Origin of the sequence: Plantactinospora mayteni (assembly GCF_016862935.1) — a bacterium.
GTDB classification, from domain to species: domain Bacteria; phylum Actinomycetota; class Actinomycetes; order Mycobacteriales; family Micromonosporaceae; genus Plantactinospora; species Plantactinospora mayteni.
On sequence record NZ_BONX01000008.1, the window covers coordinates 119,030 to 141,780 of the forward strand.

Below are 22,751 nucleotides of genomic sequence, written 5' to 3' on the forward strand. Positions count from 1 at the left end.
ATCATTCGTTCGGGCCGCCCGACCTTCCAGGACTGACGGTCGTCCCCGGAGGCGGCCGGGCGGGATGTCGGTGCCGTGCCGGGCGGCTAGCAGGTTTCGGCCCGACCGCAAACGTGTGACCAGCGTGATCCATCACTCACCGGCCGACCACGCAAGGTTCTCGGCTACGGTGCACGTTTACCGTAAAAAGTGAAGGCAATTCAACGTAGATTCTGCCGGCGAAGCGAGGATCACATGACGGATGTCAAACTCGACCACCCGGGCGGCCAGCTGTCGATTCCGGTCAAGCCCGCGGTCGACGGCCCAGCCGGCATCGCCACGGGCAACCTGTTGAAGGAGACGGGGTACGTCACCTACGACCCCGGATTCGTCAACACCGCGGCCTGCTCCTCCGGGATCACCTACATCGACGGTGACGCGGGCATCCTGCGTTACCGGGGCTACCCGATCGAGCAGTTGGCCGAGAAGTCCTCCTTCCTGGAGGTGTCGTACCTGCTGATCTACGGCGAGCTGCCCACCAGTGCGCAGCTCACCGAGTTCGACGAGTGGATCCGGCGGCACTCGCTGCTGCACGAGGAGATGCGGCGCTTCTTCGACGGTTTCCCCCGGGACGCGCACCCGATGGCCGTGCTCTCCTCGGCGGTGAGCGCCATCTCCACCTTCTACCAGGACAGCCTCGACCCGTTCGACCGCGAGCACGTGGAGATCTCCACCGTGCGGCTGATGGCCAAGGTGCCGACGATCGCGTCGTACGCGTACAAGAAGTCGATCGGGCAGGCGATGCTCTACCCGGACAACTCGCTCGGGTACGTCGAGAACTTCCTCCGGATGACCTTCGGGGTGCCGGCGGAGGCGTACGAGGTCGACCCGGTCGTGGCCCGGGTGCTGGACATGCTCCTGGTGCTGCACGCCGACCACGAGCAGAACTGCTCCACCTCCACGGTCCGGCTGGTCGGTTCGAGCCAGGCGAACCTCTTCGCCTCGGTCTCCGCCGGGGTGAACGCCCTGTTCGGTCCGCTGCACGGCGGCGCCAACCAGGCGGTGCTGGAGATGCTCGACGAGATCAGGGTCAGCGGCGGCGACGTGCCGGGCTTCGTCCGGCGGGTGAAGGACAAGGAGCCGGGCGTCAAGCTGATGGGCTTCGGTCACCGGGTCTACAAGAACTACGACCCCCGGGCCGCCATCGTGAAGCAGGCCGCCCAGGATGTGCTGGCCCGGATGAACAAGCCGGACCCGCTGCTGGACCTCGCGATGCAGTTGGAGGAGATCGCCCTCGCGGACGACTACTTCGTGTCTCGCAAGCTCTACCCGAACGTCGACTTCTACACCGGCCTGATCTACAAGGCGATGGGCTTCCCGACCAAGATGTTCACCGTGCTCTTCGCGCTCGGCCGGCTGCCCGGCTGGATCGCGCAGTGGCGCGAGATGATCTCGGACCCGGAGACCAAGATCGGCCGCCCCCGGCAGCTCTACACCGGCGCCGCCGAGCGGGACTACGTACCGGTCGAGAAGCGCTGATCCCGCCCAGGCCGCCCAGGCCCGGTCGTTCACCGGCCGTCGACGCGTCTCCCGCGTCGGCGGCCGGTTTCGTCGTGGGCCGCCCTGCGGCGGACGAAGTCCACTTTCCGTGTAATGGCTCTCGCGTTGGGTAGTCGGCGGTGGCCCACGTGCCCGACCGCGTCAAAGCGGTGCGAACCGCTGCGTAGAAGGAGCCTGTGATGACCCATATGTCACGTTCGGCACAACCCAGCCATGACGGCGAGTTCGAATTCTGGCGCAATCACGCGCACATTTCCCTCCAGCCGGTGGCCGCGCCATCGATCCTGGGACTCTTCGGCTACTCGGCAGCCACCTTCGTCGTCGCCACGAACCTCGCCGGCTGGTACGGCAGCATCGCCACCCAGACGTTCCTGTTCCCGTTCGCCGCCCTGCTGGGCGGGCTCGCGCAGTTCCTCGCCGGGATGTGGGCGTACCGGGCACGTGACGGGCTGGCCACCGCCATGCACGGGATCTGGGGTGCCTTCTGGCTCTCCTACGGGCTCCTCTACCTGCTGATCGCGGTCGGGGTGCTGGTCCAGCCGACCCCGTTCGTGGCGATCGGCTACTGGTTCGCCGCACTCGCCGCGATCACCTGGTCCGGAGCGGTCGCCGCGCTGGCCGAGAACATCGGGCTGACCCTGGTGCTGGCGACCCTGGCCGCCGGAGCCACCTGCCTGGCCGTCGGCCAGATCGCCAACATCTCGCCCTGGCGTACCGCCGGTGCCTACATCCTGATCGCCTCCGCGGTGATCGGCTGGTACACCGCGACGGCGATGATGCTGGAGGGCACGTTCCGCCGGGTCATCCTGCCGATCGGCAAGATGCGCGGCCCGAACGTCCCGGGCCGGGAGCCGCGCCAGGTCATCCAGTTCATGGCCGGCGAGCCCGGCATCAAGGTCGGCCAGTAGTCGACCGGCCGGCGGCGGAGCCGGCCCGACGCCCGTACGGCCGGGGTCCGGACTGTCGTCCGGAACCCGGCCGCTCCGGTTCCGTCCCCGGCGAGCCCGGGTTGACGTCCCTCCTGGTGAGCCGCACGGCCGTCGGGAACGCGGTCGAGGTGGCCGGGTTGCCCGATGGCGAGCCGCAGCGGGTTTGCCCGGCCGCCGGATGGCCGCCGCTGCCGCCCGGCACGTTCGACCCCACCCGGAGCGGGTACGCCCCAAATCCAGCCCCGGATTGGCCGCCAGGGCGCGATGGACGGTGCGGAGGCGTGATGGACGGCGTCGGGAGGCAGTGGACGGTGGCGGTCCCGGTCACGCCGCGCCGTCAGTGGCTGCGGATCTTCCTGGTCGGCCTGGCACTCTGGCTCGCCACGGTGCTGGTCATCTTCCTCACCGGCAACCCGACCCTGCTGCCCACCCTGGTACTGCTCGGCAGCTTCCTGGTGCCGGTGACCTTCGTGGCCTGGGCGTTCCAGCGCCGGGACACCGGCGAGGTCACCGTCAGCCTGGTCTTCGGCACCTTCCTCGCCGGGGGCGTACTCGGGATCCTCGCCTCGGCCGTGCTGGAGTCGTACCTGCTGCGCCCGTCGGTGCTGCTCTTCCTCGGGGTGGGACTGATCGAGGAGGCCGCCAAGCTGGCCGCGTTGGCACTGCTGACCCGGGGACTGAGAGCCAAGACCATCCGGGACGGGATGATCCTCGGGGCGGCGGTCGGCTTCGGCTTCTCCGCGCTGGAGTCCGCCGGGTACGCCTTCATCGCGCTCTTCACCGTGCAGGGGCTGTCGGTGGTGCAGGTGGTGCAGACGGAGATCCTTCGCGGCCTGGTGGCACCGGTCGGGCACGGGCTGTGGACCGCCATCCTCGGCGGTGTGCTCTTCGCGCCGAGCGGCCGGGACCACTTCGTGGTCGGGCTGCGGCTGCTCTTCGCCTATCTGGGGGTGTCGATCCTGCACGCGCTCTGGGACGCCATGCACGTGATCGCGTTCTACCTGACCCTGTTCTTCACCGACGCGCGCGGCCTGCTCACCCTGGATGGTTCCCTGGGCCAGCCGACCCCGGTCCAGGCGGTGTTGATGCCGGCGCTGGAAGGGCTTGGGCTGGCGCTCGTCGCCGTGATCGGGGTCGTCTGGCTGGTGGTGCTGTGGCGGTCCGCCCGGCACGGACCGGGGCGACCGCCGAGCGGCTTGCGGGTACCGACCGGCTCGGGCAGGGCAGTGGCAGTGCGCCCCTGAGTCGCGTCGCGCCCCGACGGCCGGGCCGCGACCGGCGCCGACGCGGCGGGAGCTGGTCGGCCGCGGCGAGCCGCAGTACGCCCCAGGCGGCCAGGCCGGCCCCGGCCATCGCGGTGAGGCCGCCCCAGTAGCCGCCCGCGGTGCGCTCCCCGAGCAGCAGCATGGCGATGGCGGCCGAGGCGACCGGGTTGGCCAGCGTGACGGTGGCCAGCGGCGCGCCCAGCCCGGCGCCCCGGTAGGCGACCTGGGACAACAGCAGCCCGGCCGCGGCCATCCCGACCAGCGCCGCCGCCAGACCGACGGTGGAGAGCAGCGCGCCGCCGTCGGCGACGAGTCCGGAGACGAGCTGGGTGAGCGCGGAGGCCACCGCGAAGGCGATCCCCGCCGCGGTCGCGGTGAGCAGGCTGCGGGACAGCGCCGACCGGCTCGCCCGGCCGGCGAGTACCAGCGTGGCCACCAGCGCGGTCGCCACTCCGGCCAGCGCCCAGCCCTGCCCCGGGACGAGGGCGTGCTCGCCCGCTCCGGGCAGGGTCAGCGCGAGCAGGAGTACCAGACCGGCCACTGTGGCGGCGGCCCCGGACCACTGCCGGGCCGACGCCCGGCGGCCGATGGTGGCCGCCGCGATCGGCAGCGCGAGCACCAGGGTGAGTACGCCGAGCGGCTGCACCACCGAGAGCGGCCCGTACGCCAACGCGGCGACGTGCAGGGCGGCACCCGTGCCGTTGCCCGCCACCGACAGCCACCAGCCGGACCGGCGCAGGACGGTGCCGAGATAGCCCCGCCCTGCGTCCCCCGTCGGTCCGGCCTGGGTGGCGAGCCGTTCCTGTAGCACCGCCGCGCCCGCGTACGCCGCCGCCGAGGCCACCGACAAGACGATCGCCAGTACCAGTGCGATCACGGCCGGCCCCCGGGACCATGAATCGTCATGACCTCATGATCCTCCGTAACCGCGCTCCTGACGTCCCCCCGTGGTGGGCATCACCTGTACGTCGCAAGGCGTAGAAGTACGCCGGTCGGTTCACCCGGAGGGGTGAGATCCTCCTCCCTGTGGCCGGTGCCGCTCCTGCCGAAGGACTGGTCCGGCCAGCCGGGGCGGCGGCGTCGCCTAAGCTGTCAGCCGGACTCGGATCGGAAGCGGTCGGCCCGGCGGGAGGGGAACGGAGCGGATGCACCGTACGGCGGTGAGGCTGTTCGTGCTGGCGGCGGTCGCCGAGGCGATCTCCTGGCTGGCACTGCTGGTCGGGATGGCGGTCAAGTACGGGCCGCCCCGCAACGAGATCGGCGTGCAGATCTTCGGCCCGGTGCACGGTGGACTCTTCCTCGCGTACGTCGGGCTGGTCCTGCTGGTGGCCCGGCTCGGTCGGTGGCGCTGGCCGATCGTCGGCGTCGCGCTGGTCTGCGCGGTGCCGCCGTTCGCCACCCTCGGCTTCGAGCGCTGGGCCCGCCGTCGTGGCCTGTTGGCCGCCGGCGCGGTCACCGGTGCGGGGGAGCCGACCGGCGCCGAGCGGCCCCTGGAGGACGCGGCCCGACCCTGACCGCCGCGCCCGGCCGGGTGGCCGGGTTCCCGATCGGGGCCGGCAGTGGCGAACGGCAGCTTCGCCTGGCGGTCGACCAGGAGCTGTGCGGGCTGCTCGACCAGCGGCCGGAGCGCGGCCTAGCCTGCCAGCGCCAGCCAGCGGCCGGGGTGTGGCCTAGCCTGCCAGCGCCAGCCAGGCGACGAGCGCGCCGATCAGCAGCAGGCCGACCGCGGCCTGGAGCAGCAGCGCCGGCCCGAGGTGCGACCAGAGGGTCGGGGTACGCGGCGTGAGCAGTTGACCGGTGGTGAGGTTGACGATCCGCTCCACCCGGGGCGCGAGCCCGGCGTCCTTCTGCGAGCGGACGGTCACCTGAACGTGGTCCGCCGGTTCCAGCGCGCTCTGCGGCAGGTGTCCGTGGATCTCCATCTCGCAGAGCACCCCGCTGCCGTCCCGCAGTCGCAGCGGGGTCACCAGGAACTCCGGCCCCTTGCGCAGTTCCTTCCACTTCCGCCTCGCGCCCGCGCCGGCACCGGCCCGGAGCATCGAGGCGAACAGCGCGAGTACCACCCTGACCACCGCCGCGGTGCCGAGTACGGCGACCAGGACGGGCTGCCCGACCCGGACCTCCCGGGAGTAGCCCTCCATCAGCCGTACGACGTGACCGGTGATGACCGGTCCGGGGCGCCAGGCGACCCGTTCGGGAAACAGTTCACCGTCCATGCGTTCACCACCGAGAGTCCGCTCCCGAGCACAAATTGTATCGATCATGGCGAATGAATCCGCAGTGAGTGAATCCGTTTCGCGTAACGTGACGATTCGCTCACTCCTGGCTGCTGGTGGCGCTTCCGGACACCGGGTGGTTCGGGAGGAGCGCTCAGGTGACAAGCCGACCGGCGTGGGTAACCCCGGCACGACCTTGGAGAGGGGACGACCCATGCAGCTGTCCTTCCTGCGTCCGATCTGTGCCCATCCTGGCCCGTGGACGTCGGTCTACCTGGACGCCTCGCGGGACACCCACGACGCCCATCCCGCGCTCGACCTGCGCTGGCGGGCCCTCCAGGAACGGCTGGCGGAACAGCGCACCGACCCACGGGACGTGGCGGCCCTGGACGCCGTGGTCCGGGGGCACGAGCCGATGGCCGGCGACTACGGCCTCGCCGCGTTCGCCACCGACGGCGAGGTGGTGCTCACCGAGTACCTCTCCGCGCCGCCGCGCAAGGACATCGCCGCGTACGGGCCGGTCGCGCACACCATGCCGCTGGTCGCGCAGCGCCGCGAGCAGGTGCCCTGGGTCCGGGTACTGGCCAGCCGCACCGGCGCGGACGTGGACGCGGTGAGCGCCGGTGGCGTACCCCGGCACGCGCACGTCAAGGGCGGCAACCAGTTTCCGCTCCGCCGGGTCCAGCAGGGCGGCTGGAACCACTCGCACTACCAGCGGGACGCGATCACGTCCTGGCGGCGCAACGCCGGAGACGCCGCCTCGGCCACCGCCGCACTGGCCGAACGGGTCGGCGCCGAGGTGATCGTGGTCGCCGGGGACACCCGGGCCCGGCAGTTGCTCGCCGCACAACTGCCGGAGTTCTGGCAGGACCGGATGGTGCAGACCGACGCCGGTTTCCCGGCCGCCGGCGCCGACCAGTCCGCCCTGGACGACGTCACCGTGCAGGCCATCGCCGAGATCGCCGCCGCGCACACCGACGTGGCGATGGACAGGTTCGGCATGCAGCGCGACGTCGGCGCCGGCCTGGACGCGGTGGTGACCGCACTGCAACGCGGCCAGGTGGACACCATGCTGATCGTGGACGACCCCTCCTCGATCGAGGAACTCTGGATCGGCCCGGAGCCGACCGACATCGCCATCGGTCCCGACGAACTCCGGGCGATCTCCGTCGACGAGCCGCAGCGGGTACGCGCCGACGCCGCCCTGGTCCGCGCGCTGGTCGGTACCGACGCCGGGGTCACGGTGCTCGGCCCCGAGCAGGCGCCGGACCTCACCGACGGGGTCGGCGCGGTGCTGCGCTACGTCGACGCCAGCACCCCGGCGGATCGCGATGGCTGACCCGGGGCGGTCCGGGGTGCGGACGGGCACGGTGACGACCGACCGGACCATCGCCGACCTGCTGGTCGAACGGCTGCGGGCCTGGCGGGTGCCCCGGGTGTTCGGGCAGCCCGGCGAGGGGGTGGCGCTGATCGTCGAGGCCCTGCGCCGGGCCGGTGGCGATCCCGGCTTCGTACCGTCCCGACAGCCGGAGGCGGCCGGATTCATGGCGGCCGGACACGCCAAGTACACGGGCGGGGTCGGGGTCTGCCTGGCCACCCAGGGACCGGACGCGCTGCACCTGCTCGGCGGGCTGTACGACGCCAAGCTGGACAGCAGGCCGATGCTCGCGATCATCGGACAGCAGACGTTCAGTGCGCTGGGCAGCGCGTACCAGGAGATCGAGCTGCCCCGGCTGTTCGGCGACGCCTGCGCCCAGTTCCTGCGTACCGCCGCGGTGCCGGAGCAGGTGCCCTACCTGGTCGACCAGGCGATCCGTACCGCCGTGTCGACCCGGAGCCCGGCCTGTCTGGTGGTGCCGCACGACCTGCTCGGGCAGTTCGTACCCGACGGCATGCCGCACCCCGACGGCGGTGGCGTGCTCGCCTCGGCACCCGGCCTGCCCCCGGCCCGGGTGCTGCCGCACGAGCAGGACCTGAACGCCGCCGCCCAACTGCTCGGCGCCGGGCGGCGGGTCGCGATCCTGATCGGCCAGGGCGGCTACGGTGCCGCCGACGAGATCGTCGAGCTGGCCGACCGGCTGGACGCCGGGGTGGCGACCTCGCTGCTGGGCAAGCCGGTGCTGGACGAGCGGCTGCCCTACCACACGGGCGTGCTCGGCCAGGTCGGCACGGCCGCCAGCGCGCAGCTGATGGCCGGCTGCGACACCCTGCTGATGATCGGCACCAACGACCCGTGGACCGGCTACTACCCGATGCCGGGGCAGGCCACGGCGGTGCAGATCGACATCGACGGCAGCCGGCTGGCCAGCCGGTATCCGATCGACGTCCCGCTGGTCGGGGACGCCCGGGAGACGCTGCAGGCGCTGCTGTCCCGGGTGCCGCACCGGCGCAACCGGGACTGGCGCGACATGATCGAGGGAGCGGTCGACCGGGCCCGGACCGAGTGCGACGCCCGGGCCGAGGAGCGGACCGCGCGGCTGAACCCCCGGCTGGTACTCCGGGAACTCTCGCCGCGACTGCCGGCCGACGCCGCGGTCGCGGTGGACGTCGGGTCGGTGACCTACTGGTACGCCCGGCACCTGCGACTGCCGCCCGGAGCACAGGCACACCTGTGCGGCACGCTCGCCTCGGTCGGTTCGGCGGTGCCGTACGCCATCGCGGCCAAGTTCGCCCGGCCGGCCCGGCCGGTCTTCGTGCTGCTCGGCGACGGCGCGATGCAGTCCGGCGGACTGGCCGAGTTGATCACCGTGGCCCAGCACTGGCCGGAGTGGCCGGATCCCCGCTTCGTGCTGCTGGTGCTCAACAACTCCGACCGGGCCGGCCGGGGCGGTGAGCCGGAGCGGGGGCCGGAGACCGGAGCCGTCCGAGCACCCTGGCCGGACCTGGACCGCCCGGCCGCGCGAGGGATGCCGGCACCGGAGACGGTACGCGCCGGAGACATCCCGCACGCCGGCTGGGCCCGGCTGCTCGGGCTGCACGGCATCGGGGTGGACCGGCCGGACCAGGTCGGACCGGCCTGGGAAGAGGCGATCGCCGCCGACCGGCCCACCCTGATCGAGGCGGTGGTCGACCCGTCGATCCCGCTGGACGCACCGGAACAGCCCTTCGCCGACCTGCGTGGCCTGACGGCCGGCGGGGTCGAGGAGGGGGCCGGCACGGCGGTCCGGGGCCGCGCACAGACCCTGCGGGAACGCGCCGCCAACGGCGCCGACCTAGTCTGACCGCCCGCGCCACCGCCCGGGCACCCTGGACTCCGGCGGCACCGTCGACTTACCTCGGCGCCCTTCGGGAGCGTCGGCTACCTGGGAGCACGGCGGGAAGTGCGGGCTCCGGGGGCCCGGCGGGGATCAGGCGCGCTCGACCTGTCGGCCGGACCACTGCTCGACCAGCCGGATCGCCTCCTCGGCCGGCACGTCGGCCCGGTCGACCGAACCGAGCCAGACCGGCGTGCGCGCCCCGGTGGGCCAGGCCGCCAGCAGGCGCTGGTCGCCGGCCCCGGCGTGCAGGCTCAACTTGCCGACCCGGGCCCAACCGAGCACGCCCTGCCGGCCGGTGCGGATCCCGTCCGGCCCCGCCGAGCGGCCGGCCCGGCTCCGCCGTTCCGCCAGCAGCAGGCCGACCGCCACCAACACGCCGGCCAGGCTGGTCACCAGGGTCGCCAACGCGAGCGGGCGCAGGCCCTCGCCCGACGCCGCCTGCCAGCCGGCCATCGCCGTCACCACCAAGGCGAACGGGACGACGGCGATCGCGAAGTAACTGGCGTACCGGGGGCCACCGGCCGGTCCGAAGCGCAACTGGGTCACGACGCTCGATCATCCGGCTTCGGGGCGCCCGGAGCAACTCGACCCGCACCGGGCGGGCCGGGCCGGCGGCACTACTGGCCGGACATAACCGCCCGTCCTCCGAATTGCGCCCGGCAGGTTGCTGACCGCCCGTTTGAACCCGATTGGGACGGGAAGGCCCGGGCAGCGCGGACGAGGGAGGTGGGCCCGGTGCGGGAGATGCAGGAGTGGCTGGCCGCAGGCGGCGGGTCCGGGCTCCCGGGGCCGGACCGGATCGTCTCGCCGGAGAGCACCGGGCGGGTGCTGCTGGCCGTCGCGTCCCGCGCGGTCCGCGGCCGGGACTGCGCGGATCTCGGGTACCACCCGCTGCTGTCGCGCTTCCGAGGTGCGCCCGAGGCGGTACGCCGGTCCGCGCTGGCCAGGGCGGCCAACAGGACCGCGCTCACCGCCGAGCAGGCCGGGACGCTCGACGCCGACGAGGTGGCCCGGTGGATGGTCGCGCACTATCCACCGCGCTGGTATCCCGGTGTCGTGCTCGGCTCGCCGCACGGCGGAGCGGTCCACCTGGCCACCGCGATGGGCGTGCCGTGGCTGCCGGCCGGCTTCGACGTGTCGGTGCAGTGGCCGGGCGGCCGGGTCGACAGCCCGGTCGAGGCCGTGGCGTACGGCGGCCGGATCGCGGCCCGGCTGATCGGGGACAACCCGGGAGTACGGGTACGGCAGGTGCACGATCCGGCCGGCCGGGGCGTACTCGCCGGCTCGACGGTGGCGCTGGTGGTCCGCTGGCAGCGGCTGCCGGAGGCGTACCGGGAGTTCCTCGGCAGCCGGTTGGCGCCGGGCGCTCCGGTGCTGCTGCTGCGGGACGTGCGTACCTGGCCGGTGTTCGACTCCGGCGACGGCCACACCTTCCAGCTCGGCGGGCCGGCCAGCGGGCTGGAGCCGACCGACTTCCGGGCCGGCAGCGATCTGCTCGGGCAGGTGCTGCGCGGGGCGGGCGGTGACGGGGCGAGTTGGGACGCGCCGGAGGGCGGTCGTCCCGGGTACGCCGAACAGGGCGTCGAGCCCGGTTTCGAGACCAGCCTGCTGGACTGGGTACGCGGCGCCGGCAGCCCGTTGCACCGGGTGCTCTTCCCCGGCCCGGACGCGCTGAGTGCCGCCGCCGCTGACGTGTACCGGAGTTGGCTGCGCGGGGCCGGCAAGAGCGGCGACCGGTGCGTGGTGGAGTGCGGGCGGCTGATCGACCCGTGGCAGGTGGTCCGGGCCGGGCTGGTGCCGTACTGGTGCGAGAACGCCACCGCGCGCAGCGTGACCGGGGCGGAGTGGTGGCTCGCCGGCAGCGCGCCGTTCAGCTCGCTGGACGTACTCCCGGAGCCGCCCGGGCTGCGCTCGCCGGCACTGGCCGGGCTGCCGCAGTGGCTCGCGGTGGCCTCGTTCGGGCGTCGCCGCCGGGCCGTGGACCGGGTCGCCGCCCGGGGCTACCCGGTGACCTCGGTGGCCACCCGGCACGCCACCGAGGTACTCCGAAACCAGCCCTACGACCTGCCGGCACCCGCGCCGCTGCGGATGGTGGAGGCGCTGGCCGGGCTGCGGGCCAGCGGCACCCCGCAGGGGCTGCTGGTCTGCTGATCCCCCTGATCGCAAAACGTCCTCGCGGACGTCACGTCCCGTGATTGAGTACCTACAGGGCGGGAAGAACGCTGACTGCTACTGGTCACACGCGCTGCGCATCGCGGTGTGCGACGGCGTTCGCTCGTTCGGTTTCGGTACATGTTCGCTTCCGGCGCGGGTCCGTTCCGTACGGCACCGATGACCGGATTCGCATCCCGGGCGGGGGACCTTCCTGAGGGAGGCGCGGATGTTCGGACAGATCACCACCACACCACCGGCCGAGCGTGGGCTGGAGGACCTGGACGCGGCGGCGTTGGCGTACGCGGCCAGGATCGCCGGCCTGCCGCCGGAACGCCGGCAGGAGGCCCGGGACGACCTCGTCCGGTTCGCCCTGCCGTTCGCCGGCAGGCTGGCCCGACGCTACCGGGGTCGGGGTGAACCGCTGGAGGACCTGGAACAGGTGGCCCGGTTGGGCCTGGTGAACGCGGTCGACCGGTACGACCCGGAACGGGGTTCGTTCACCGCGTACGCCGCGATCACCATCGTCGGCGAGATCAAACGGCACTTCCGGGACCGCACCTGGGGGGTGCACGTACCCCGGCGGCTGCGCGACCTGATCCTGGAGGTCGGCCAGGCGACGGCGGCGTTGACCAGCGAACTGTCCCGCTCGCCCAGCGTGGCCGAGCTGGCCGCCCGGCTGGAGACGCCGGAGGAGGAGATCCTCGCGGCGCTGGAGTCGGCCGCCGGCTACAGCCCGGCCTCGCTGAACGCACCGGTCGGCGGGGAGAGTTCGGCGGAGTTCGGTGACCTGGTCGGCGAGTCCGACACCGACCTGGAGTCGGTCGACGACCGGGTGACGGTCAGCGGGTTGCTCGGCCGGCTGCCCTGGCGGGAGCGGCGGATCCTCGCCATGCGCTTCTACGGCAACCAGACCCAGGCCGAGATCGCCGCCCGGTTCGGCATCTCGCAGATGCACGTCTCCCGGCTGCTCTCCCGGGCGCTCACCTGGCTGCGGCAGGCGATGCTCGCCGACTCGCCGGCGCCGTGGCAGGCCGGCGGGGCCGAGGCGGGCGGCCAGCCGGCCCGACTCTCGGTGCGCCAGGTGGGGGAGCGGGTGGTGGTCGAGGTGACCGGGGAGATCGACCGGGACACCGCCGAGCAGTTGCGCGAGGCGGTGGTCGAGGCGGTCGCCGACCGGAACCCGTCGGAGGTGGCGATCGACCTGACCGACGTGGCGAAACTGGACGGTCCCGCGCTGGCCGCCCTGGTCGCCGGCCGGGACGCCGCGCACCGCGCGGGAGTCCGGTGGCGGCTGGCTCGGGCGCAACCCGTGGTCCAGCATTCGCTCAGCGCCGCCGGACTGGTCGCACTGCCCGCGGACTGAGCCGCACTGCCCGCGGACTGAGTTGCGTTACCCGCGGACTGAGCCGCGCTGCCCGCGGGCTGACCGGAGCCACGGGACATCCTGGTACGCCGCTCGTCGTCATCGGTCGCCATCCTCGTCCGGTTCCTCCTCGCCGGGGGCCCGTCCGGTCCGCCACCGGGTGCCCTCCGGGCCACCCCGGGCGACGTCGTCCAGGCTCTCGTCGGGTTCGCTCGGCTCGAACTCCGGCCGGCGTACGGCGTCCGGCTCGGGCACCTCGATCGGGCGGGCGCCGGACCGGGCCGGTGGGTGATGCGCGACCGCAGCCGCGGCGCCGTGCGCCCCCTCGGGTGCGGCGACCTCGGCCTCGGGGTGGCGTACCTCGTGGTGCAGTTCGTCGCGGATCACCTGCGGCGGTCGGGTGGACCGCTGCGGCAGGTCCCGGCCGAGGTCGGCGACGAGCGGGCCGTACTTGTCGTCGAAGGCGGGCCGCTCGGACCGGATCCGGGGCATCCGGTCGAAGTTGCGCAGCGGTGGCGGGCAACTGGTCGACCACTCCAGCGAGTTGCCGAAGCCCCACGGGTCGTCGACGTCGACCATCCGGCCGAACCGCCACGACTTCCACACGTTGTACATGAAGAAGAGCGTGGAGGCGCCGAGCACGAACGAGCTGACCGTGGAGATGGTGTTCAGCACGGTGAAGCCGTCGGTGGGCAGGTAGTCGGCGTACCGGCGGGGCATGCCCTCGTTGCCGAGCCAGTGCTGCACCAGGAAGGTCCCGTGGAAGCCGAGGAACATCGTCCAGAAGTGGACGCGACCGAGCCGCTCGTCGAGAAGCCGGCCGGTCATCTTGGGAAACCAGAAGTACACCCCGGCGAACGCGGCGAAGACGATGGTGCCGAAGAGCACGTAGTGGAAGTGGCCGACGACGAAATAGGTGTCCGTGGTGTGGAAGTCCACCGGCGGGCTGGCCAGCAGCACCCCGGTGAGCCCGCCGAAGAGGAAGGTGACCAGGAACCCGACCGAGAAGAGCATTGGCGTCTCGAAGGTCAACTGCCCCTTCCACATTGTGCCGATCCAGTTGAAGAACTTCACCCCGGTCGGTACGGCGATCAGATAGCTCAACCAACTGAAGAACGGCAGCAGCACCTGACCGGTACCGAACATGTGGTGCGCCCAGACGGTCATCGAGAGGATCGTGATCGCGATGGTCGCGGCGACGATGCCCTTGTAACCGAAGAGCGGCTTGCGGCTGAAGACCGGGATGACCTCGGTGATGATGCCGAAGAACGGCAGCGCCACGATATAGACCTCGGGATGGCCGAAGAACCAGAACAGGTGCTGCCAGAGCAGCGGCCCGCCGTTGGCCGGGTCGTAGACGTGTGCGCCGATCCGCCGGTCGGCGTAGAGCGCGAGCAGGGCGGCGGCGAGCAGCGGGAATACCAGTACCACCAGCAGGGCGGTGAAGAGCATGTTCCAGGTGAAGATCGGCATCCGGAACATCGTCATCCCGGGCGCCCGCAGGGTCAGGATGGTGGTGATCAGGTTGACCGCGCCGAGGATGGTGCCGAGCCCGGAGAGGACCAGCCCGATCACCCACATGTCCGGGCCGATCCCCGGCGAGTGCTGGTCCCGGCTCAACGGCGTGTACGCGGTCCAGCCGAAGTCCGCCGAGCCGTTCGGGGTGAGGAAGCCGAGCATCACCAGCGAGCCGCCGAGCAGATAGAGCCAGTACGCCAGCGCGTTGAGCCGGGGGAACGACACGTCCGGGGCGCCGATCTGCAACGGCACCACGTAGTTGCCGAAGGCGAACGCCAGCGGGGTGGCGAAGAGCAGCAGCATGATCGTGCCGTGCGCGGTGAAGAGCTGGTTGTACTGCTCCGTGGAGAGGAACTGCAACCCCGGCCGGCCCAGCTCGGCCCGCATCAGCATCGCCATCGCGCCGCCGACGAGGAAGAAGCCGAACCCGGTGACCAGGTAGAGCAGGCCGATCTGCTTGGCGTCGGTGGTGCCGAGCAGCCGGATCAGCATGCTGCCCCGGATCATCTTGCGTACCGGACCCGGATATCCACCGGACCGGGCGGGCGCCAGGATCAGTGGCCCGCGTTCCTGTCCGGGTTCGGTAACGACCCGCTTCGGCATTCCCGGTTCACCCCGTACCTGATCGCAGCTAGGACGAGGCGGCGACTACCCGGTATTCCAACGGCAAAACCCGGCAGGCTGGCAATTTCCACTCTCTTTGCCTCTAACGGGTGAAAACCGGCTACGGCCCTCGGCCGTCGGACTACGGACCGGGCGGGGGTGGATCAACCCGGGCCGGGGACGGCCGACCGGCGTACCTGTTCGTACAGCTCGACGTAGCGCTCGGCCATCATCGCCGGGGTGAACCGGCGGCCGGCCTCCTGGCGGCAGTCCCGCTCGTCCAGCCCGGCGACCTCCCGCACCAGGTCGGCGAGGCCGTCCTCGTCGTCGGCGAGCAGTCCGGTCCGGCCGTGCTCGATCAGCTCCGGCAGGCAGCCCCGGCCGATCGCCAGCACCGGGGTGCCGAGCGCCAGCGACTCGATCACCGCCGTCCCGCCCGGCTCCTCCCAGCACAGCGGGAAGAGGCTGGCCCGGGCCGCCGCCACCAGGTCGTCCCGGGCGGTACCGGCCACCATCCCGACCCAGCGCACCCGGTCGCCGTCCACCAGCGGGGCGACCTGCTCGCGCCAGTACCGTACGTCCGGATTCTGCCCTGCCTCCGGCCCGGCGGCGGCCAGCTCCTCGGGCCGCCGGTACGGGCCGACCGGTCCGGCCAGCACCAGGTCGAATCCGGCCTGGTGGGCGAGTCGGGCCCCGACGTGCTGCCCCTTGCCGGGCGTGATCCGGCCGAGCACCACCAGGTGGTCGGACTTCTCCACCGGCGGCCGGTGGTCGGCGTCCACCGCCAGCGGGGTGGCCAGGTGCACGTGCCCGACCGCGTGCTCGCGCAGCGCCTGCGGGGCCCGGGCGAGCTGCGCCGCCGAGACCCCGTTCACCCGTACCCGGTCACCGCCGTCCAGATATCCGTAGAGGTCCGGATGCTTGCCGAGGTCCCAGTGCAGGGTGTGCAGCGCCGGGCCGCTCCCCGGACCCATCGCGGTCAGCACCGCCAGCCCGACCGCCTCCACGTGGTCGTGCACCAGGTCCACGTCGTCCCGCTCGCGCACCGCCCGGACCACCGCGTTCAGGTGCGCGTGCGAGATCCCGCAGACCTGGTTGTACGGCCGTTGCAGCGCCCCGAACTGCCCGTCGGGAAAGACCGACAGCAGTTCGTCGACCGGCAGCGTGGCGTCGGCGGTGGAGGCGAGCACCACCCGTACGCCGAGCCGGCGCAGCTCCGGTACCAGCGTGGCGACGATGTTCTCGATCCCGCCGTACCCGGGCGGCGGCACCGGCAGCCACGGCCCGGCGTTCATCAGCACGGTCAGGCCCATCCGTCCTCCCCAGCCCACCCGGCCGGACCGCCGCGCCCCGGCCTACCGCCGCGCGCCCTCCTGCCGCGCCCCGGTCTCCCGTTGCGCCCGGCCCTCCTGCCGCGCCCCGGCCTCCCGTTGCGCCCGGCTGGATCGCGCTGACCGGTCATACCGCCGCCCTCCGGAACGACGACGAGGGCCGGAGTTCCGCCAGTGGTGGGCGTTCCCGGACGGAGACGTCGGTGACCACGATTTCCCGGTCCAGGTTGGGCAGCGCGCTCCTGCCGTCCCGGCGGAACTGCACCAGCAGGTTCCCCGGCGGTGCGGTCTCCTCGACCAGCCCCCGCCGGCACAGCCGCTGCCACACGGTGTGCAGGATCTGCCCGGACATCCGGCCGAGCGCCTCGGTGTCCTGGTGCCGGTGCAGGCGTTCGCCGAGGTCGACCTGGGCGAGGGCGTCCAGGCCGCACATCTCCAGCAGGTCGATCAGCATCGCCGTCTCGACGCCGTAGCCGGAGACGAAGGGCACCCGTTCGAGTACGTCCCGGCGGCCGGCGTACTCCCCGGCGAGCGGCTGGACGAACCCGGCCAGTTCCGGCCAGAAGAGGTTGAACAGCGGGCGGGCCACCAGCTCGGTCACCCGGCCGCCGCCCTCCGCCTCCACACCGCTGGTGCCGACCAACGGGCGGTGGTAGAAGCCCTTGACGAACGCGACGGACGGGTCGGTGAGCAGCGGGCCGAGCAGACCGGTGACGAAATGGGGCTGGAACTCCCGCAGGTCGGCGTCGACGAAGGCGACCAGGTCCCCGGTCGAGGCGGCCAGCCCGGCCCAGAGCGCGTCCCCCTTGCCGTCCAGCCGGGGCAGCCCCCGGGTCATCTCGTCCTGGCTGATCACCCGGGCCCCGGCCGCCGCGGCCACCACGGCGGTCCGGTCGCTGGACCGGGAGTCGACCACCACCAGTTCGTCGACCAGTTCGACCTGCTCGACCAGGCAGGCCCGGATCGCCGCCACGATCGCGCCGACGGTGGCCTCCTCGTCCCGGGCCGGGATGACCACACTGACCGTGCGGTTTCCCTTCAGGTACGCCAGCTGTCGCGGCGTCCACTGGTCGGCGACCCCGGTACGGTGGGTGGTCCACTCCTCCAGCGCCGGTGACACGGGTGTACGCGAGCGCCGCATGGGACGACCTCCCCCACTGCCTCGACCAGCGCCCGGCCGGGCCCTGGTGCAGCCCTACAGCCTTCCCCACCGCTCCCGGATCAACCGTCCCGAGCACCGTCCGGGAGGCTCGGCGGGGCCCCGCTCGACGAGGGCGTCGTCGATGTCGAGGCCGCCGACCGGCGCGCGAGAGGCTTGGCCGCGCCCGCATTCCGCCCATCCGGGCACACCCGGGCGGTACGGACATCCGACCACCGACCCGGCCGAGAGCGGATCCCGCGCCCGGCCGGGCGGGCCGCACTTTGCCGGAGAGTTCGCGTACCGTTGCCCGTCATGGGTGTGTCGCAACGGTTGAAGACCAGGGTCCGGCGTTTCCTCCAGCGTCCGGGCACCACAGTTGATCTGGCGCCGCTGGAGAAGCTGCTGCCCACGATCGAGGCGCGCGAGGAGGAGCTCACCGAGCTCAGCGACGAGGAGCTGACCGAGGTCGCCGGCAAGGCCGAGGACTACGTGGAGATCTGTGCGGCCGGCCGCGAAGCCGCCCGGCGCGGGCTCGACCAGCGGCCGTACGACGTGCAGTTGCTCGGCGCCATGTCGCTGCTCGCCGGCAAGGTCGCCGAGATGGCCACCGGTGAGGGCAAGACGCTGACCGCGACGATCGCCGCGTACGGGCACGTCCGGCGGGGCAACGGGCCGGTGCACGTGCTCACCGTCAACGACTACCTGGCCCGCCGGGACGCCGAGTGGATGGAGCCGGTCTACCGGCTGCTCGGGCTGACCGTCGGCTGGGTCACCGAGGCGTCCACCCGCGACGAGCGCCAGGCGGCGTACGCCTGCGACGTCACCTACGTCTCGGTCAGCGAGGCCGGCTTCGACTTCCTCCGCGACCAGCTCCTCACCGACATCGACGACCGGGTGCAGCCGCCGCTGACCACCGCGATCGTGGACGAGGCCGACTCCATCCTGATCGACGAGGCCCGGGTGCCGATGGTGCTGGCCGGTGCGGTTCCCGGCGAGCAGGACCCGGTGCACACCGCCGCGTCGGTGGTCCGCGGGCTGCGCGCCGGCCGGCACTACACGGTGGCCGACGACGGCCGCAGCGTCGCCTTCACCGACACCGGGCTGGCCGAGGTCGAGTCCCGGCTCGGCGACGTCGACCTCTACGACGACGAGCACGTCGAGCAGCTCTCCGCGGTCAACGTCGCCCTGCACGCGCACGCCCTGCTGCACCGGGACGTCGACTACATCGTCCGCAACGACGGCGTCGAGCTGATCGACGAGATGCGCGGCCGGGTCGCCCAGCGCCGCCGCTGGCCGGACGGGCTCCAGGCGGCCGTCGAGGCGAAGGAGGGGCTCGACGCCACCGCCGAGGGTGAGGTGCTGGGCACCATCACCGTGCAGGCGTACGTCGCGCTCTACAAGACCGTCTGCGGGATGACCGCCACGGCGGTACTGGTCGGCGACCAGTTGCGGGAGTTCTTCTCGCTGGAGGTCGCGGTGATCCCGCCGAACACCCCCTGCGTCCGGATCGACGACCCGGACCGGATCTACGCCACCCGGGGTGAGAAGGAAGAGGCGCTGATCCAGGAGATCCAGGAGCAGCACGACACCGGCCGTCCGGTGCTGATCGGCACCCTGGACGTGAAGGAGTCGGAGCGGCTCGCCGAGGCGCTGCGCGAGGCCGGGGTGCCGTGCACGGTGCTGAACGCCAAGAACGACGCCGAGGAGGCGGCGATCATCGCCGAGGCCGGCGCGTACGGCGCGGTGACCGTCTCCACCCAGATGGCCGGCCGGGGTGTCGACATCCGGCTCGGCGGCAGCGACCAGGCCGACCGGGACCGGGTCGCCGAGCTCGGCGGCCTCTTCGTGATCGGCAGCGGCCGGCACGACAGCCGGCGGGTCGACGACCAGCTCCGGGGCCGGGCCGGCCGGCAGGGCGACCCCGGTCGCTCGGTCTTCGCCGTCAGCCTCGAGGACAACCTGGTCATCCGGCACGCCCCCGACGCGATCCCGCCGTCGCCCCGGATGAACGCCGACGGCCTGGTCACCGACGAGCAGGTCGACTTCGCGGTCGAGCACGCCCAGCGGATCGCGGAGGGCGTCAACCACGAGATCCACCGCAACACCTGGCGGTACAGCGTGGTGATCGAGCAGCAGCGTAAGGCGCTGGCCGAGCGCCGGGAGCGGCTGCTCACCACCGAGGTGGCGGCGCAGATGCTGACCGAGCGCTTCCCGGACCGGGCCAAGGAGATGGACGAGGACCTCCTCTCCCGGGTCGGCCGGTCGATCGCGCTCTACCACCTCGACCGGCTCTGGGCGCAGCATCTGGCCGAACTCTCCGAGGTACGTGAGGGCGTACACCTGCGGGCGCTCGGCCGGCTCGACCCGCTGGACGAGTTCCACCGGTCGGCGGTGCCGGCGTTCAACGCGCTCGTGCCGGAGATCGAGACCCGTACGGTGGAGACCTTCGAGGAGAACGAGTTCGACGACGACTGGGAGCCGGGCGCGGGAGAGCTGGTACGACCCAGCGCCACCTGGACCTACCTGGTGCACGACAACCCGTTCGGCTCGGAACTCGACCGCCTGATCGCCGCCGTCGGCCGCCGGCTCAGCTCCGGCTCGCGCTGACCCTCGGCACACCCGGAATCCCGGGGTTGATCGTCGCAAGCCTGACGGCAACCCCGGGACGGGCCGGATCGTTCTCTTCCTGGAACGGGTGGTTTGTCCACCCGGCGCTCGGGTAGTAGCGCAGGTCCGTACCGGCACGGGGCCGGGCACCGCGGGGGAGAGGCGACCATGAGACAGGCGACGGCGCGAACCGGATGTACCGCGGCAGCCGCGGTGGTGGCGGGGGTTCCGGCGCGGTGCTGAGGCTGAGGACGACGACGGAGCCGTCGACCGAAGCCCCGGGCGTGCTGGAGACCGCCGCCCTGCTCCGCGAGGTGACTGCCGGGCTGATCGCGAGCGACGACTTCGACGCCGCGCTGCACCGGCTGGTACGGACCGTCCGGGACGCCATCCCGGCAGTGACCTGGTGCGGGGTGACCGTACTACGCGCCGGTGCTCCCGCCTCGGTGGCGGCCTCGGAGCCCCGCCTCGGCGATCTCGACGACGTCCGGCACGGGCAGGACGGGCCGGCGATGGTGGCGATCCGCTCCCGGGAACTGGTCTGGTCGGCGGATCTGCGTACCGAGACCCGGTGGCGGCCGTGGACCGGCCGCGCGCTGGCCCTGGGCGTACGCGGGGTGCTTGCCGTACCGGTGGACGTCGACGAGCACGTGGTCGGCTCGATCAACCTGTACGCCCGCCAGCCCGGCGTGCTGACCGCCAGTCAACAGCTCAGCGCGATGCTGCTGGCCGAACACGCCGGGCTGCTGCTCGGTGCGGTCCGGGACCGGTCCCGGCATTCCGGTGCGGCCGGTGAACCCGACGGAACGCTCACGGCTGGGCAGGTGATCGACCAGGCGGTCGGGGTTATCATGACCCAACGTGGCTGTCCGGCCACGGAGGCGCTACGGGTGTTGCGGTCCGCCTCGGCGGCGCTGGCCATCCCGTTACGGGACGTGGCCGAGCGGTTGGTCACCTCGGTGGCCCGGCGTCGCGGCACCTGATCCTCCGCCGTGGACCGGTACCGACGAGCACGCCGAGACCCGCGACGGGGATGCGGCGCCGGTTCGGCGGGGTGGCTCGGGGGTAGCACGCTGGGGCTGGTCGAGGAGCGAGCCGGGGAGGCGCCACCATGCAGAGCCGCCTGCGGGTACACGGACATCCGATCCAGCCGATGCTGGTGACCTTTCCGTTCGGGCTCTTCGTCTGCGCCACGGTCTTCGACCTGGCCGACGTGCTCGGCGGCCCGGCGATCCTGGGGCTGGTCGGCTACTGGACGGCGGTGGCGGCGCTGGTCGCGGCCGGGCTCGCCATGGCGGCCGGCATGGTCGACCTGTGGGACGCGCCGGGTGATCCGACCCGGCGTACCGCGATCACCTTCAACCTGGTGAACGCCGCCGTCGCGGTGCTCTTCGTCTTCGCCTGCCTGATCAGGTCGGGCGAGCCGGAGCACGGCGCGAGGGGCGGCCTGGTCGCGGTCGAGCTGCTCGGCCTGCTGCTCGGCGCGGTCGGGGTACGGCTCGGCGGCAGCCTGGTCCGGCAGTTCGACCAGGGGCGTGGCGAACCGACCAGCTTCGACGGTTTCGGCCCGCCGGCCAGTTCGGTTGCCGGCGGTTTCGGCCGGCGCGGAACCGGCTGACCCGCCCGGCGACACCTGCCTGGCGACACCCGACCGGTGACACCTGCCCGGCTCGCTCAGGAGTGGGCGGTGGCCCGGTGTTCGGCGAGCAGGTCGGCACCGAAGTCGCCGCGCGGGCGGCGCAGCACGGTGTGCGCGTGGTTGCCGTCCTCACTGGTGTTGTCGTACTCGATCAGCAGGTCCTCGCCCTGGACGCGGTAGTAGTGCCGCCCGCCCGGCCTGGTCGGACCCTCCCAGGCGAAGTAGAGGTCACCCCGGCGGACCCGGGCCGCCTCCTGGCTGGCCAGTTCGGCCGGGAGCCGGTCGAGATAGAGCGCGACGAGCTGGTCGAGCAGGGCCCGGCCGGTCGGCCCGAGCCCGCCGCCCCGGATCCCGGCCGGCTCGATCCGGCTGTCGTAGCGGGCCCGGGTGCCGCTGCGGATGTCGGCGGGTGCCTCGTCGGCGACGATCGCCGCGCCGCGCCCGTCCGGGCCGACCGCGTCGAGCAGGGCGCGGGCGAGATCCTCCTCGGGCCCGAGCGGCCGGCTGACCGGGCGGCCCGCGTAGCTCAGCGTCGCCGGATTGGCGCCGAGGAAGAGCGGTGCGGGGGAGACCCGGTCGCCGGCGACGGTCATCGTCACCGACAGGTGGTGTCCCTCGAACCGCCAGGACCAGTGGTCGTCCCGGGCCGGGTCGCCGAAGACCACGATCCGGTAGTCGTCGCTGTGCCGGCCCCGCCGCCAGTCCTCCTGCCGGTCGAGTACCTCCTCCAGGGCCATGATGGTGGCCGCCTGCGCGTACGCGTGTGGACTCAGCGCGGTGGCCAGTAGCCGGTGCGTCGCCTTGCGGCCGGTCCGGTCGAGGTCGGCGAGGCAGGCGCCCGGCCGGGGCAGCGGACGGTACTCGATCCAGCGGCGGTCCGCCTCGTCGCCGAACGGGCGGGCGGCCAGTGCCCGAGCCGGCCCCGGTAGGGCGTCCAGCAGTGCGGTGGCCGCCGTCCGCATCTGTCCGGCCAGCCTGGTGTTGCGCATTCCCCCTGTATACCGGCTGTCCCGGCGACCCTGTCCGGCGGGCTCTCGACGGCGGGCCCGGTCTGCCCCCGGTCGTCGGTACGGCCATGGTCCGCACCTCTTCGCCGGGCTTGTCCGGCCCTGGTGGACCCGGTTACTGCCTTGTGGACCGTGCCTGGACGGAGGATGATCAGAATAAGTTCCTTGATCATTAATAATGT

The 22,751-nt window shown here is 72.6% G+C and carries 17 protein-coding genes and 1 pseudogene; 11 read left to right on the forward strand and 7 right to left on the reverse strand.

Going from position 1 to position 22,751, the window contains the following annotated elements:
* Positions 1–234 precede the first annotated feature (234 nt).
* The 3 genes from Pma05_RS07940 to Pma05_RS07950 all read left to right on the forward strand — a co-directional run bounded on the left by Pma05_RS07940 (position 235) and on the right by Pma05_RS07950 (position 3,712).
* Positions 235–1,518 carry a citrate synthase gene (locus Pma05_RS07940; RefSeq protein ID WP_203856654.1) on the forward strand — a complete coding sequence of 428 codons (1,284 nt, stop codon included), beginning with the start codon at positions 235–237 and terminating at the stop codon, positions 1,516–1,518.
* A 200-nt stretch (positions 1,519–1,718) separates the two neighbouring features.
* Positions 1,719–2,447 (forward strand): acetate uptake transporter family protein, encoded by a 729-nt coding sequence (locus Pma05_RS07945; protein ID WP_203856655.1) that lies wholly within the window; start codon positions 1,719–1,721, stop codon positions 2,445–2,447.
* Between the two features lie 305 nt (positions 2,448–2,752).
* Positions 2,753–3,712, forward strand: a complete 960-nt coding sequence (locus Pma05_RS07950; RefSeq protein WP_203856656.1) for a PrsW family intramembrane metalloprotease — start codon at positions 2,753–2,755, stop codon at positions 3,710–3,712.
* 76 nt (positions 3,713–3,788) lie between these two features.
* Here the strand turns inward: Pma05_RS07950 and Pma05_RS42395 are convergent.
* Positions 3,789–4,610 (reverse strand): annotated as a pseudogene (locus Pma05_RS42395) (DMT family transporter); the annotation flags it as partial.
* 283 nt (positions 4,611–4,893) lie between these two features.
* Here Pma05_RS42395 and Pma05_RS07955 point away from each other — a divergent pair.
* Positions 4,894–5,247 (forward strand): DUF3817 domain-containing protein, encoded by a 354-nt coding sequence (locus Pma05_RS07955; RefSeq protein ID WP_307836841.1) that lies wholly within the window; start codon positions 4,894–4,896, stop codon positions 5,245–5,247.
* A 156-nt stretch (positions 5,248–5,403) separates the two neighbouring features.
* Here the strand turns inward: Pma05_RS07955 and Pma05_RS07960 are convergent, their stop codons facing one another.
* Positions 5,404–5,949: a hypothetical protein gene (locus tag Pma05_RS07960; protein ID WP_203856658.1), complete on the reverse strand. Its 546-nt coding sequence runs from the start codon at positions 5,947–5,949 to the stop codon at positions 5,404–5,406.
* Positions 5,950–6,163: 214 nt separating this feature from the next.
* On the opposite strand from Pma05_RS07960, the gene Pma05_RS07965 reads away from it, so the two are divergent.
* Together Pma05_RS07965 and Pma05_RS07970 are read left to right on the forward strand one after the other, a co-directional pair.
* A complete protein-coding gene (locus tag Pma05_RS07965; protein ID WP_203856659.1) occupies positions 6,164–7,288 on the forward strand; it encodes a baeRF2 domain-containing protein in 1,125 nt (374 codons plus the stop codon).
* Positions 7,289–7,319: 31 nt separating this feature from the next.
* Complete coding sequence (locus Pma05_RS07970; RefSeq protein WP_239311897.1) at positions 7,320–9,170, forward strand: thiamine pyrophosphate-binding protein; 1,851 nt, start codon at positions 7,320–7,322, stop codon at positions 9,168–9,170.
* Between the two features lie 126 nt (positions 9,171–9,296).
* Here Pma05_RS07970 and Pma05_RS07975 read toward each other — a convergent pair whose 3' ends face one another.
* Positions 9,297–9,752, reverse strand: a complete 456-nt coding sequence (locus Pma05_RS07975; protein WP_203856661.1) for a hypothetical protein — start codon at positions 9,750–9,752, stop codon at positions 9,297–9,299.
* 210 nt (positions 9,753–9,962) lie between these two features.
* On the opposite strand from Pma05_RS07975, the gene Pma05_RS07980 reads away from it, so the two are divergent.
* Together Pma05_RS07980 and Pma05_RS07985 are read left to right on the forward strand one after the other, a co-directional pair.
* Entirely contained in the window at positions 9,963–11,357 is a 1,395-nt protein-coding gene (locus Pma05_RS07980; protein WP_372441440.1) for a hypothetical protein, read from the forward strand.
* Between the two features lie 229 nt (positions 11,358–11,586).
* A complete protein-coding gene (locus tag Pma05_RS07985) occupies positions 11,587–12,723 on the forward strand; it encodes a SigB/SigF/SigG family RNA polymerase sigma factor (RefSeq protein WP_203856662.1) in 1,137 nt (378 codons plus the stop codon).
* Between the two features lie 99 nt (positions 12,724–12,822).
* Here Pma05_RS07985 and ctaD read toward each other — a convergent pair whose 3' ends face one another.
* From ctaD to Pma05_RS08000, 3 genes are all read right to left on the reverse strand, one after another.
* The gene (gene ctaD, locus Pma05_RS07990; protein ID WP_203856663.1) at positions 12,823–14,844 is read right to left on the reverse strand and encodes an aa3-type cytochrome oxidase subunit I; all 2,022 of its coding nucleotides are present in this window, start codon (positions 14,842–14,844) and stop codon (positions 12,823–12,825) included.
* A gap of 164 nt (positions 14,845–15,008) precedes the next feature.
* Entirely contained in the window at positions 15,009–16,157 is a 1,149-nt protein-coding gene (locus Pma05_RS07995; RefSeq protein ID WP_203856664.1) for a glycosyltransferase, read from the reverse strand.
* A gap of 145 nt (positions 16,158–16,302) precedes the next feature.
* On the reverse strand, positions 16,303–17,316 hold the full coding sequence (locus Pma05_RS08000) for a glucosyl-3-phosphoglycerate synthase (RefSeq protein WP_203856665.1): 1,014 nt from the start codon (positions 17,314–17,316) through the stop codon (positions 16,303–16,305).
* 312 nt (positions 17,317–17,628) lie between these two features.
* On the opposite strand from Pma05_RS08000, the gene secA2 reads away from it, so the two are divergent.
* The 3 genes from secA2 to Pma05_RS08015 all read left to right on the forward strand — a co-directional run bounded on the left by secA2 (position 17,629) and on the right by Pma05_RS08015 (position 21,541).
* A complete protein-coding gene (gene secA2, locus Pma05_RS08005) occupies positions 17,629–19,923 on the forward strand; it encodes an accessory Sec system translocase SecA2 (protein ID WP_203856666.1) in 2,295 nt (764 codons plus the stop codon).
* 245 nt (positions 19,924–20,168) lie between these two features.
* Positions 20,169–20,906 (forward strand): GAF and ANTAR domain-containing protein, encoded by a 738-nt coding sequence (locus Pma05_RS08010; protein ID WP_239311957.1) that lies wholly within the window; start codon positions 20,169–20,171, stop codon positions 20,904–20,906.
* 128 nt (positions 20,907–21,034) lie between these two features.
* The gene (locus Pma05_RS08015; RefSeq protein WP_203856668.1) at positions 21,035–21,541 is read left to right on the forward strand and encodes a DUF2231 domain-containing protein; all 507 of its coding nucleotides are present in this window, start codon (positions 21,035–21,037) and stop codon (positions 21,539–21,541) included.
* 56 nt (positions 21,542–21,597) lie between these two features.
* Here Pma05_RS08015 and Pma05_RS08020 read toward each other — a convergent pair whose 3' ends face one another.
* Positions 21,598–22,551 (reverse strand): DUF3500 domain-containing protein, encoded by a 954-nt coding sequence (locus Pma05_RS08020; RefSeq protein WP_239311899.1) that lies wholly within the window; start codon positions 22,549–22,551, stop codon positions 21,598–21,600.
* Positions 22,552–22,751: the final 200 nt, after the last annotated feature.